Below are 14,693 nucleotides of genomic sequence, written 5' to 3'. Positions count from 1 at the left end.
TAAATTGATTCAATCAATTACAAAGATACAAGATTTTTATTTACGAATATTTACTCTTATCGAATTTAGTGTTTTAATCTTTTCTTTTTAGTCTTTTATAGACAGACAAAACTTGAAAAGGTTGCATATATTTTGTATTTTTGTTCTACAATTAAGAACTATTATATTAAACATCAAGTTATGGCAACACCTACATTTAAGTACCAGGAAACATTCCCTATGGGAAAGGATACTACTGAGTATTATCTGCTATCGAAAGACTATGTATCTACAGCAAAATTCGGAGAGCAGGATATTTTAAAAATAGAACCACAAGCTCTGATATTATTGGCTCAGCACGCTTTTCACAATGTAGAGTTCCTCCTGCGCCCCGAACATCAGGAACAGGTCGCAAAAATACTATCGGATCCGCAAGCCAGCGACAATGATAAATTTGTAGCCCTAACATTCCTGCGCAATTCTGAAATATCGGCAAAAGGTATACTTCCTTTCTGTCAAGATACAGGAACTGCTATTATTATGGGTAAAAAAGGTCAGAATGTATGGACAGGAGGTAATGACGAAGAATCATTATCACGAGGCGTTTATAATACTTTTACAGAAGACAACTTACGTTATTCGCAAAATGCACCTCTTGACATGTATAAAGAGGTAAATACCGGTACTAACCTGCCTGCTCAAATAGATTTATATGCCGTTAATGGAAATGAATATAAATTTTTGTTTGTTGCCAAAGGAGGAGGGTCTGCAAATAAGACATATCTATATCAGGAAACCAAAGCCTTGTTGACTCCTGAAAAACTGGAGCCATTCTTGATAGAAAAAATGAAATCGTTAGGGACAGCCGCATGCCCTCCTTATCATATTGCATTTGCTATTGGAGGAACTTCTGCCGAAACAAATCTAAAAGTTGTAAAATTGGCTTCTACCAAATATTACGATAGTCTTCCTACTTCGGGTAATGAAGGGGGGCAGGCTTTTCGTGACTTGGAAATGGAGGCAAAATTACTCAAGGCAGCTCAAGAGCTTGGACTCGGAGCTCAATTCGGAGGAAAATTCTTTGCTCACGACATACGAGTAGTACGTTTACCTCGTCATGGTGCATCATGCCCTGTAGGCATGGGAGTGTCTTGTTCGGCAGATAGAAATATAAAAGGTAAAATAAATAAAGATGGTATTTGGCTCGAGAAACTGGAAGACAATCCAACCCGTCTTATTCCGGAAGAACTGCGAAATTCGGGAGAAGGAGGAGGAATAAAAATAGACCTGAACCGCCCGATGAAAGAAATTCTTGCAGAGCTATCTAAATATCCGGTTTCTACTCGCCTGTCTTTAACCGGAACGATTATAGTAGGACGAGATATAGCTCACGCCAAGCTACAAGAAAGAATAGATAAAGGAGAAGGTCTTCCTCAATATATAAAGGATCACCCAATCTACTATGCAGGTCCTGCAAAAACACCTAAAGGGTATGCAAGCGGTTCGATGGGGCCTACTACTGCGGGAAGAATGGACTCGTATGTAGATTCTTTCCAAGCACATGGCGGAAGCCTTATAATGATAGCGAAAGGAAACCGTAGCCAACAGGTAACTGATGCTTGTAAAAAGCACGGAGGCTTCTATCTGGGAAGTATCGGGGGCCCTGCTGCTATACTAGCACAAAACAGCATAAAGAACTTGGAGTGCCTCGAATATCCTGAATTAGGCATGGAAGCTATATGGAAAATAGAGGTTGTCGATTTTCCTGCATTTATATTGGTAGATGATAAAGGTAATGATTTCTTCAAACAATTGAAACCGATCAATTGCACATCTTGTTAATATCTAGATTATGGGGATAAGGACATCTTTGATAAATAGGTTTTTGGAGCCGGAGGGGAAAGAGCATCTGGAGACAACAAGTATAGAAGAAGGATCGAGAATAATATATGATCAACTCATTCAGGATACTCCCTGCATGATAGCGCGAGCTTGCAAGGTAGAGCTTGATGCCGTCATACGCTATTTAAGTATCAAAGAAAGATCTAAATATGGCCTTTCATTTTTCTGGAATTTTATAGGGTGGAATAATAAAGCTAAAACCTTACTAAGTAACAATGCAGGTTTTTTCTCGAATAGCGTTCCTAATATTGAAAGATTCTGTCAACTAATGATAGACTGTATGTCGAAAGTAGATGTCCTAGGTTGTTCTGTAAAGGGAGAGAACCTCTTATTGAACAATTTTAGACAAGTAAAGTTAATTCCTCTTCAATCTACAGAGCCTTTTTTCATATCTCCATCATGGAACAAGGCTTTAACAGGAAAGAAGGTTCTGGTTATACATCCATATAGCAAATCAATATCAACTCAATACAAAAAAAGGGAATTTCTTTTTAAAGATCCGAATGTACTACCAGAGTTTGAACTCAAGACAATAAAGGCCGTACAAAGCATAGCAGGAGAGAAAGTCAATTTCAAAGATTGGTTCGAAGCACTTGAACACATGAAAAAACAAATATCTGAAACTGATTTCGACATTGCTATCATTGGAGCAGGAGCTTACGGTTTTCCGTTGGCAGCCCATGTAAAAGATATAGGTAAAAAATCTGTCCACATGGGTGGGGCAACACAATTTATGTTTGGCATCAAAGGAAAGAGATGGGATGACAGGGCCGATTACAATATATTTTACAATGAGCATTGGATAAGACCAAATGAAAATGAAACCCCTAAGAATGCAGACCAAGTAGAAGGTGGCTGCTATTGGTGAAATGGATAATATAAGACAATCTAAAAATTAGAGTTTCACGGCTTTTTACTTCTCATGGTAAAGAGCCGTAAATATTTTACAATACGCCAAATGTATACCCTTCCTGCTTTAGCCATTCAAGACTTCTAGGCAATGCATATTTCATATTCTGCTCCGACTTCAGCGAATCGTGAAATACAATCACAGATCCATCGCGGGTGTACTTCTTCACATTATCCAATACCTTCTCCGGAGTCATCAATTTACTATAATCTCGGGTTACAACATCCCACATTACAATCTTATATTCTCTGCGTAAAGTAAAAAACTGAGGAATTCTCATGTGCCCATGTGGCGGACGAAAAAGGTCGGAAGTTATATATTCAGAAGCCAAACGAGCATTTTCCAAATAACGTTTAGTAAATTTTCGGATTCCTTGCACATGGTTAAATGTATGATTACCTACCCTATGTCCCTCATTTAAAACACTTTTATAGATCTCGGGATATTTGCGTACATTATCTCCAACACAGAAAAATGTAGCTTTAATATCATATTTACGTAATAAATCAAGAACCCAAGGGGTTATCTCCGGGATAGGGCCATCGTCAAATGTAAGATAAACTGTCTTCTGTCCCTCTACGGGCTTTCTCCATATAGCCCCAGGAAAGAGCATTCTATATAATCTAGGAGGTTGTTCTATAAACATAGCTAGTATTATAAACAAACAGATTCCCATCTATTAATAAAGAGGAAATCTGTTTGTTTATTTCTTATTTCGAATAATATTTCTGGAGTAACTCCGGTTTATATTTATGCATCATTCCGCCTATACGCTCCATCAACGCTCCTTCACTTTTTCTTATCGACGAATCTTCTTCAAACATATAACCTCTCATTGTTATCTTCATCAAATAATCTAAAGGATGACTTCTGTCAGCAAAGCTTACACCATTATTTAAGAATAGTTCGGTCTCATTCATTATTCTTTCAGACAGAGCATTATATTTTTCTCTATCAAAGCGCTGATATGTATCTAAGATTTGTAGTTTTATCGACATAAATTCTCTTATATCTGTACTGCAACTACGCATATCTCCAATTTTCATACTAGCATACCATTGGAGGCTACCATCAATTCTATGAAAAATTTCATCTATTACTTTTTGAGCCTTTTCAGGATGTCCCAATTGATAATATGCATCAACAAAAGCAACAGACTCTATGCCACGAGGCACTGTATTGCCGGGGATAGCTTCTATACATTTATCCAATGCAGTCAGAGCTTTATCAGTCTTACCCTGTGTTATAAGAGCCTGTACTAATTCTCCAAACATCAAACGGAACGAGCGGCACATGCGCAAGCTGTTTTCGTCAAGATATACTTTCGGGTTTTCGATTCCACCCCATTTGTATTTATTGACCATATTATCGAACATTGCTTCTGTATTCACTCCGGTACTGTCTACTTCTCCCGGTAGAATACGCTGAGTAATACCTTCATAAACTGATTGAGAATTAAGTCGCAATGGAGGCTCTCCGATTGTAACTGCATAATATATAGGACGTTTCCATCCATCCTTATTTATATTATTCAGCATATCCAATATCATCATTTCTTGTCGGTATAGCCCGCCTTTATTACTACCTAGATCAAAAGTAAATTGACTCGAAGGTTTACTACCCAAGGCTGCCCAATCAACCTTAGACTCATTTATAGGCATTTTAAAGACACTGGCCGGTATTATAACTCCTTTATCTATACCAAACGGATTAAGAGGTGTGTAGTTATCCTTTGTCTTAAGGATATTCAACACATCATCCAACATCATTGTATCTTTATATGCTTTTGTATCGTAATAGTCTGAATAATTTATACGACTAAGCATATTCTCATTAGAACTCTTGAACTCTCTATTGATTACGTTCTCAATATCCTGCTTAGATAACACATAAGCAGATTGTCCTTTCGAACCTTGATAACGATCTTCATCCCACTCTATAGGCAAAGGAGGAGAATCATAAGCCTGTCTGCGCATTTGGTCAACATACCAATCTGTTTGCAGATAACTAAGATTACATACACGAACATCAGTACGGAATCCTTCTACTTCCTGAGCATACCACAATGGGAATGTATCATTATCTCCCATCGAAAACAGAATACTATTCGGTTCGCATCCTAAAAGATAATTTTGTCCGAAATCCCGCATCACGTATCTACCCGAACGATCATGGTCGTCCCAGTTCTGAGAGCCCATTTGTATAGGAATAGCCAATGCCGCCACTGTAGCTATTGCTGCAGCAGGAGTCTCCGGCAACCACTTCTTTAGAAGCTGCCAGATAAATGCTACCCCGAAACCTATCCAAATACAAAAAGCATAGAAGGAGCCGGCATACGCATAGTCTCGCTCACGAGGCTCGAATGGTTGCTGGTTCAGATATATAATAATAGCAATACCAGTCATAAAGAACAGCATGAACGTAACAAGGAACTGTTGCTCACCTTCCTTCTTTCGTGTCAACTGGAATGCAATACCCAAGATACCCAATATCAAAGGTAACATATAATATTTGTTGTGGCCTTTATTCTCTGTTATACTAGGAGGCAAATTATCTTGCGGTCCTCTACCTAAAAGTTCATCAATAAAACTGATACCTGTAATCCAGTTTCCATCAGCAATATTTCCTACAGACTGCACATCATTCTGCCGTCCGGAAAAATTCCACATGAAGTAACGGAAATACATAAAATTAAGCTGATAGTCGAAAAAGAATTTCAGGTTCTCAAACATTGTAGGAGCTACAGAGGTATCTTTGACGCCTGCCCATATTTGATAACCCAGAAGATGCCGGTTTTCGGTAGAGTACATACGCGGAGCCAACATCGTATTTGTATAGCCGTAAGTAGGAATTGTTCCGGTTACAACATATTCATCTTTCTGATCCGGCGATTTCTTTACTACTTTATCATAAGTTTGTTTTTCACTTACCGGTGTGATTCGCCCTGTAGAAGAGTCTCTTTCTTCTGTTGAAGCATAAGTTTTTCCATAAAACAATGGACGATCGCCATACTGTTCACGGTTAAGATAACTAGCCAGAGTAAATACATTTTCCGGAGAATTTTGATCCATTGGCGTATTGGCTACAGAACGAATAGGTATCAATGCAAAAGAAGAATAACCCACCAATATCACCATCAGACAGAGTATGCTTGTATTTAAGAAGCGAAAAGTGATTTGTTTTGACATAACCAAGAATGCAATTAAGCCTCCTAGCAAAACCAGCCACAACAACATACTGTCTCCTATAAAAGTTACTCCACTAAGAGCCATACAGATTACAAAAGCAATCTTAGCCCTTTGCATACTACCTTTAGCAGAAAGTGTTTCGTACAATCCCCATGCGATAGTTATTGCCATCAGTAATATATATGTCAATGCTCCCGAATTATAAGAGAAACCAAAGCTATTGACAAATAGCATCTCGAACCAGCCTCCAACTTTCGTAAAGCCAGGAATTATACCATACATCAATACTACAATAAGGAATACAGATATACCGAGAGCTATCAAAGTACCCTTTACGTTTATTACTTTAGCTTTCTTAAAATAATAAACTAATCCTATAGCAGGAATACACAACAGGTTGAGCAAATGGACTCCGATAGACAATCCCATCGTATATGCAATCAGAACCAGCCATTTATCAGATCCGGTTTGGTTTGCCCGATTTTCCCATTTCAGTATCAACCAAAACACCAAAGCCGTAAACATAGAGGAATAGGCATAAACCTCACCTTCTACTGCCGAAAACCAAAATGTGTCAGTAAATGTATAAGTAAGAGCACCGACTAATCCACTACCGATGATAACGATTAGTTGCCCCAGCGACATCTCTTTCTCCGAATTAGTATATATAAGCTTTCTTGCCAGATGCGTAATTGTCCAGAAAAGAAATAATATAGTCAGGGCACTCAGCAAAGCCGACATACGATTGACCATTATAGCCACTTGTGTGGGGTCAGATGCGAATAAAGAAAAGAATTTGCCGGTGAGCATAAAGAATGGTGCACCCGGAGGGTGTCCTACTTCCAATTTATAGGCCGATGTGATAAACTCCCCACAGTCCCAAAAGCTGGCTGTCGGCTCAACGGTCATAAGGTAAACAATAGCAGCTATGGCAAAACTAAGCCAGCCGAAAATATTGTTTATCAGGTTATATCTCTTCATAATGAAACGGGTATATAATAATATTCGTTTATTTAAACGGTTGTTTTATATATATTTGGGTGCAAAGATAGTTAAAAGGCTGAAAGTATTGTTTTCATGTGCTTTGTTTTTGTCTGTTAAATTAAAAAACTTCTTAAAATGAAATATATTATACAAACTGACAAAAAGCAATCCGAAAAGTGAATGATATGTATCATATATTTCTTACATTTGATTTATAAACGTCATAATTTAGCCTGATTATGAAAAAGATTATAATTATACTGTTTTGTATTTTTCCTATTTTAGGTCTAGCCCAAAATAAGAAAACTTATAATACAAAAATAAAGAATAGCATATCTTTACTCAAACCAAAAGAAGTCGTAAATATTACAGAAATATTTACAGTTCCTCCTTTTTCTATATTTAGTGACTTGTACTCTTCTTTAGCAGTATGCATATACAACCAAGAGTCTATAGAAGAATACGAAGCTATTGTATTTGATACCGGATTCGAAACTTTTTTGGCAACTCAAAAATCATCAAGCTATTATTCTGAAACATATCTCAAAGGCAAAAACCGTGCGATGGTAACCGAATGGAACATACGACATTCGTTGCCTAGCCTCTACAACCCTGACATATATGAAGTAAACATTGATTACAATCCTACTATCGACTATGGACTAGATGTAGAATATACACTTTACATGTTCTTCTGTTTTATGGAAAAACAAAATAAGATATCACTCATTACATCCAATACTTAAATTATATTTTAAATCTTTAGGGGTGTTTTAATTATCAGTTGTCATAGAGTTAAAGTTGAGGAAAAGAGCTCGTTTAACATATACGAAATTAAAAGAGGCTTTTTATATTGTTAAAAAACAAACAATTAGAATAATCCATATATTTGACAAAAAACGTAAATAAAACACATATGAAAACAAAACTATTACTTTTTACAACTATTTTTATTTTAGGTCTTTTTGTGAATATACGTGCACAGGATAAAAAGACTGCAAAAGCAAAACTGACCGAAGCAACAATATTTTTTCAAGGGGCTGAGCTAACACACACAGCATCATACACACTACTGAAAGGCGAAAATGAAATATACATAGAAGATCTGAGCCCTAGCATAGACAAAAACAGCCTGAAAATAAAAGTAACCAATGGTGCAATTATATCAGCCTCTGAGTTTTCGGTAGACTATCTTGCAGACAAAACAAAAAATGCTTTTTCTAAAAAATTGGACGATTCGATAAAATACTATCAGAAAAAACTAAATCAGATAGAGACAGATATCAAAATAACAGAAAACCTGATTGGACTGTTACAGAAAGGAACGGAAAAAAATGTGTCGGGTTCTGAAAAAGGATTAGGAATAGACGAGCTTGTAAAAACTATGGACTATTACAAAATAAAATCAGGCGAACTACAATCTATTCAAACCACAGATAACAAAAAGAAAACTGACTACGAAGAAGCTATAGAGAGATTAGAAAGTCAACAGGAACTGGAATCGACAAAAAACAATAAAACTTCTGGTGTACTAAAACTGAATCTGACATCTCCAATAGCAGGAGCAGCAAATTTTATTATATCCTACTATACCACTGCTGCAAGTTGGACGCCATATTATGACATCAATATCGCATCCACAGACAAACCGATCAAAATACAGGCAAAATCGAAAGTCAGACAAACTACAGGTTTGGATTGGGAGAAAGTAAAGCTAACCCTTTCTACATCGACCCCTAGTAGCGGGAAAATTGCACCTTTGTTTAAAGCATGGTTCTTAGATTACAACAAACCGACTCCACGCCCAATGCAATCGAGTCCTCTATTATCTTTATCTGGAAAAATGGCCGGAGTAGCTGTTCAGAACTCATATTCATATGACGAGAAGCGAGAGCAAACACCAGCTATTGCAATTAGAGGTGTATCTTCCATGAATAACAATGCTGTCCCTCTCTATATTGTAGATGGTAATGCTGTAGATGCAGAATATATAGCTTCTTTAGATCAAAGCATGATAAAAGATATAAGTGTACTGAAAGATGCTTCAGCTACTGCCATGTATGGCTCGCAAGCTAGTAACGGTGTAGTTGTTGTCACTACCAAAAGTATGGACGACTACATATCTCAGTCTGAAAACGAGTTGAATATGGTATATAATATAGACCTCCCATATAGTATCCCGGGGAATGGAAAAGAACAAAACATAGATCTGCATACAAAAGAGACTAGTGCTGAATATAAGTATTATTGCGCACCAAAGTTAGACGGAGAAACATACTTGCTTGCTGAAATATCGGACTGGGAAAAATTGAATCTCCTTAGTGGGAAAGCAAATATTACATACGATGGCACATATGTAGGTGAATCACTTATTGATGCACGATCGACACAGAAAAAACTCGCCCTTACTTTGGGTACAGACAAGCGTGTAAGTGTAAAACGAGAAAAGCTTCAGGATTTCAGTAGCACCCGTTTTCTTGGGAATGACACCAAGCAGGTATTCTCGTATCGCCTTACTGTACGCAACAATCAGAACAAACCAATACAGATGACGCTAAAAGACCAGTATCCGATTTCGACAAATAAGAATATCGAAGTAGAACTAATCTCGAAAGACACTACCCCTTGGACTGCAAACATAGAGGAGCTCGGAGTTGTAACATGGGAAGAAAAGATAGAAGCAGGCGAAACAAAAACTTATCAAATAAGCTATAGTGTAAAATATCCGAAAGGAAGCAATATAAACCTATAGACAGGAAAAGATACGACTTCTTTCCATAAAGTAGCCCCTAAAAGTCAGTTTGGCTTTTAGGGGTTACTTCTATATAAGAGCAAAACAACAATCATCTGGCAATAAGTAATTTGGACTATATTGCACCTATTGTGGATTATTTTACCCCCTTGTATAAAATAAAGATACATATATTTACCTCGGATAAAAGAACTGTCGTTAACCCTATTTAAACAACCTTAAGCTTGGGTATCATATAAAGAACACAATTCGTCACTCTAAATAAAAAGGACAAACTGTTTTGACCCTTTCAGAAAAAGATAAAATCAAATAATCTATTAACATTAAGTTCTATGAGAAAAACATTTTTACTTAGCATGCTTCTATTTATATGGAGTATAAGTGTGCTGAATGCTCAGAGTAACCTTATTCAAAATCCCAGTTTTGAACTAACAACCAACTTACCTGCAAAGATATCGACTAATCCATACACAGGTCAGTATGCTAACCGATGGAATCTAAGTGTTCTCAACACTGTTTCGTCTGGAGATATAAACGTTGTCACAGATGCTTCTCAACATGAAAGCAAGTCGATGAAGGTTCAACTCAATTCTATTGATTACCGCTATCGTTTCTATTTATCGTATGACATACCTAACTTAGAGCCTGGAGTGTACGAATATAGCTTCTATGCAAAAGCTAATATTGCAGAACTTCCGTTCAGAATAGAGGCTGTTGCATTCAACGAGGTAAATAAAGAACATGGAACAGGAACTATCCAAATCCCGGGAGTAGATTTGTTAAAAACCGGAGCAGCTGTAGGCATTGAAAAGAAAACCGCTTCCGATTGGGTAAAATATACATTTACCATTGATGCATCTAATATGACTGCTGATGACTTAAAGATTTTCAGGATTTATATCAGACCAAATTGTAAACAAAATGGAAGTGTAGAAAATACTACTGCCACTTACTGGTTCGATAATTTTTCGCTATGTGAAGTAATAGAGAAAAAAGATATAGAATCTATTACACTAAGTACAACATTGCAAAATGGACTACAGCTATCGACCAATGATACTGAATATAGCTTGATAAACCCTATGCTATTTACATTATCTCCGAAAGGGGCTTCTGCGACAGATGTTATTTACACAGTAGATAAACCTGAAGTTCTGGAAATAGTAGACGGAGTCATCAAAGTAAAAACTGCCGGAACAGCAAATATAGTGCTATCGTCAGTAAAAAACTCCGGAATAAAAAGTGCGTCTTTCTCTGTTACAGTCAGTGTTAGTGATAAATTTGACCTATTGATGAAAACCATCAGTCAAAGATACGAGTCAGGGTATAACGCAAGCCGATTAAACACAAATGTAGCTTCATATCTATCATCACTCAAGGCTGATGGAAGTTTCTCTGACATTGATTACACTGACAATTCTGCAACAAATTGGGATCCGATAAACCACTTAAATCGTATTAGTGAATTCATCTTCGCCTATACCATCCCGGGGAATAACTATTCCGCAAGTAATGACTTATATGATAAAATAGTAACTTCATTGCAACTATGGCATACCAAACATCCAAAAAGTTCTAACTGGTGGAACAATCAGATAGCCGTACCTAAGAGTCTTGGACTTTCTCTTATTGAAATGAGACATGCTCCAAAGCAATTACCTCTGACATTAGTCTCTGATCTGATAAGCCGCATGTCGGCCGATGCAGGAAATCTTGATCAGGAAGAGGGAGCAAACCTTATTGATGTAGCTACTGATTATTTCTATCGTGCATGTCTGACAAAAGATGAGATTGAACTGGAAAGATCGCTGGCTTATGCATTCCAACCATTAAAACTTACCGGGATCAAGGATTCTGATGTTGGTATCCGTTACGATTATTCATTCCATCAACATGGGCCACAATTATATATCGGAGGCTATGGAGATGAACTAATCAAAGGAATTACAGACTTTGCCTTAAATACTGCAGGGACCGAATACGAATTGTCCGGAGACAAATTGGATGTTATGAGTAAATTTGTAAGAAATACATACCTAAAAAACCTGAGAGGACAATACATTCACTACAACATTATGGGGCGTAGTGTTAGCCGTAGTGGTGCGATGCTGAAATCAGGCTTTAGCAAGTATATCGACTATATGAAAACAATAGATACAACGAATGCTTCTACATATAGCGATGCTGTAGGACGCATGAATGGCTCTCAAGCAGCGACATATAATATTGAACCCGAGAATATCTTATATCCAATTTCGGATTATGTTGTTCACCTGCGAAAAAACTATTCATATAGTGTTCGTGCTGTCTCGGAACGTACAGCTTATGTTGAACGAGGAAACGGAGAGAACACTAAGGGTTATTATATGACTTTCGGTAGTACATCGATGACTACATTCGGAAATGAATACCGGGATATATTTCCTGTGTGGAACTGGACAAGAATACCGGGTACGACAACGCCTCAACATACAACAATTCCTCAACGCTCGGAATGGGGTATCAAAGGGAAAGGTCAATTTGTAGGAGGTGTTTCCGACAGCCTATATGCAGTAATGACATACAACTTTGATGTAACTACAGCTTCGAAAACAACAAAAGCTAAGAAATCATGGTTTTTCTTCGATGACGAAATAGTATGTCTTGGAGCAGGAATAAACTCGGATGAGTCTGTGGCCATAAACACAACGGTAGAACAGTCATTACTAACAGGGGATGTTACAATAAACAATAATTCAACAGAATCTGTTCTTGCAAAAGGAGATCACTCCTATACCGGCGGACTAAAATGGGTTCACCACAATAGAGTAGGCTATTTCTTCCCATATGGCGGAAATGTATCGCTTACTAATAAAGAACAAGAAGGTAAATGGTCTGATATTAATTCTACTCAATCGACAGATGCAGTAAAAAAGGATGTATTTACACTCTATTTAGATCATGGTACAGCACCTCAGAATTCGACTTATTCTTATATAATAGCACCGAATAAGTTAACGGCAGCAGCTATGTCTACACATCCTATAAGCAATATTAAGATCTGGAAAAATACAGATAAGATACAAGTTGTAGAACATCAGGCTCTCGACATGTTGCAGATTGTATTCTTCGAAGCGGGCAAATTTGAAAATGAGCAGTTGACCATAGAAGTCGATAAAGCTTGTGCTATTATACTGAAGGATGTTAAAACCCCATCAGTGACAATGCACATAGCCGATCCGGCTCAAAGCAAGGCATCAATCAATGTGAAAACAACATTCCCTTCGGTTTCTCAAGATGTTATTACAACAGTATGCGACTTTACCGGTTCGGATGATGACCATGCAGGTTTTTCACAAATGCACAAAATAGAAAAAGGTGGTTCTTCGGGAGAGATAGAAGTACTATACACTATAGAATCGCCTGTTTCGGGAGATACTTTTGTTCACGATGGTGCAGCAAATGAGAACGTAAATCACGGCACAGAAGCTGACATACTTATAAAGAAAAATCCTGTAGGCTATAATCGAGAGGGCTTTATCAAACTTCCTCTATCGGGAATGAGTAACCTAAAAGATCCGACAAAAGAAGAAGTAGGAAAGGTCGAACTATCTCTATTCACTACTTATACTAACGCATCGGCAGATCAGGTATATTGGATATTGAACCCTGTAGAAGATACTACATGGGACGAAAAGACCATTACATTTGTCACAAAACCTGTTAATTCCGACGAAATTATAGCTCAACACAAAGGGCATATAAGAGGAGCAGGTGTACAAGATCGAATATATTTTGACATTACCGAATATGCAAAAAGTGAGCTTATTAAAGGTAAAAAAGAAATAGCATTTCGCATATACAACAATAAAGAGGCTACCGATGGAAAACATGATACAAAATTCGGGACAAAAGAAAACTCGGATAGTAACAAGCATCCAAAAGTAATTGTAAGCGTTAGTCCTAAGCAAGCAACTATCGAGCATACTGTTACCGTTCCAGCTCTGACAGGAGCATCTTTTGACTATCCGACCGGAGAGTATAAGGTAGCAGACAATGCAAACTTTGCATTTGCACTTACGTTAGAAGCCGATTATTCAAACTCGAAACCAAAAGTATATGTGAATGGAACGGAACTGACAGCAAAAACTATCAACAATAGAAAATATGAATACGAGATACTGCAAGTAAAAGGTGATGTAGTATTAATTGTTGACGGTCTTGAGAAGAATGACTACAGCCTGAAATCACTAAAGATAAATGGTGTAGAACACGATATCGAACAACCTTATATTCTCGGGTGCGACAATGACAATACGACTTTGCTGACTGTAGAATTGGATGTTCAGGATGGAGTCTATGTCAGTGTAAACAAGAAATTTACAGTAGATGTGAGCAAGCCTGTTCTGCAAAATATAAAAATAGCAATAGGAAGTTCTGCTTCGCAAATAGTGGAAGAACACACTCTAACAATAGAACGCCTCTTCAGATTTAGTGATTTAGTTATAAACAAATTCGGCTCACGGTTGATAGTCAATAACAACCCAAAAACTAATGGAGGGTATTCTTTTAAAGATTACACATGGTACAGAAATGGAGAGAAGGTAGGAACAGGACAAATATATGCACCTAAGCAAGGCACTGTTGGTGTAACTTCTGACTATTCTGTAGAAGTGACAACAAAAGAAACTCCTAGCAGAAAACTAAGGACTTGTTCCGAGACAATAACCCTCAAGAACTCTGAAAGCATAAGCGTATATCCTAATCCTGTTGGCGCAGGGCAGGTGATAACAGTGAAAGCAGATGTACCTGAAAACACCAATTTTGAGAGTTCCCGTGTTGAGATTTACACTCTATCAGGCACTCTCGTTACATCGACCAAACTTAGAGGTGAATACACTCAGTTTAATGCTCCAGCCATTAGTGCAATGTACATTATGAAAATCAACTGTGGAGATATTCAAAAGAGTTTCAAATTGCAAGTAAAATAAGCATACAA

The 14,693-nt window shown here is 37.4% G+C and carries 7 protein-coding genes; 5 read left to right on the top strand and 2 right to left on the bottom strand.

What is annotated here, in order from left to right; translation table 11 throughout:
- The first annotated feature begins 180 nt into the window (after window positions 1–180).
- Together BGC7_RS14210 and BGC7_RS14205 are read left to right on the top strand one after the other, a co-directional pair.
- Window positions 181–1,821, top strand: a complete 1,641-nt coding sequence (locus tag BGC7_RS14210) for a fumarate hydratase (RefSeq protein ID WP_050702270.1) — start codon at window positions 181–183, stop codon at window positions 1,819–1,821.
- A 10-nt stretch (window positions 1,822–1,831) separates the two neighbouring features.
- Window positions 1,832–2,749 carry a hypothetical protein gene (locus BGC7_RS14205; RefSeq protein ID WP_050702269.1) on the top strand — a complete coding sequence of 306 codons (918 nt, stop codon included), beginning with the start codon at window positions 1,832–1,834 and terminating at the stop codon, window positions 2,747–2,749.
- Window positions 2,750–2,825: 76 nt separating this feature from the next.
- On the opposite strand, the gene BGC7_RS14200 is transcribed toward BGC7_RS14205, so the two are convergent.
- Both BGC7_RS14200 and BGC7_RS14195 read right to left on the bottom strand, forming a co-directional pair.
- Window positions 2,826–3,437 carry a polysaccharide deacetylase family protein gene (locus tag BGC7_RS14200; protein WP_050702319.1) on the bottom strand — a complete coding sequence of 204 codons (612 nt, stop codon included), beginning with the start codon at window positions 3,435–3,437 and terminating at the stop codon, window positions 2,826–2,828.
- Between the two features lie 64 nt (window positions 3,438–3,501).
- Entirely contained in the window at window positions 3,502–6,960 is a 3,459-nt protein-coding gene (locus tag BGC7_RS14195) for a DUF2723 domain-containing protein (RefSeq protein WP_050702268.1), read from the bottom strand.
- A gap of 242 nt (window positions 6,961–7,202) precedes the next feature.
- Between BGC7_RS14195 and BGC7_RS14190 the strand changes: the two genes are divergently transcribed.
- From BGC7_RS14190 to BGC7_RS14180, 3 genes are all read left to right on the top strand, one after another.
- The gene (locus BGC7_RS14190) at window positions 7,203–7,709 is read left to right on the top strand and encodes a DUF6146 family protein (RefSeq protein WP_050702267.1); all 507 of its coding nucleotides are present in this window, start codon (window positions 7,203–7,205) and stop codon (window positions 7,707–7,709) included.
- A 170-nt stretch (window positions 7,710–7,879) separates the two neighbouring features.
- Window positions 7,880–9,715 (top strand): DUF4139 domain-containing protein, encoded by a 1,836-nt coding sequence (locus tag BGC7_RS14185; protein WP_050702266.1) that lies wholly within the window; start codon window positions 7,880–7,882, stop codon window positions 9,713–9,715.
- 332 nt (window positions 9,716–10,047) lie between these two features.
- Window positions 10,048–14,685: a polysaccharide lyase family 8 super-sandwich domain-containing protein gene (locus BGC7_RS14180; RefSeq protein ID WP_082206782.1), complete on the top strand. Its 4,638-nt coding sequence runs from the start codon at window positions 10,048–10,050 to the stop codon at window positions 14,683–14,685.
- Window positions 14,686–14,693 lie beyond the last annotated feature (8 nt).

This window comes from Dysgonomonas sp. BGC7 (assembly GCF_001261735.1).
Classification (GTDB): Bacteria; Bacteroidota; Bacteroidia; order Bacteroidales; family Dysgonomonadaceae; genus Dysgonomonas.
The sequence above is the reverse complement of the archived record's forward strand: the minus strand, read 5'-3'. Positions and strand labels throughout refer to the sequence as shown.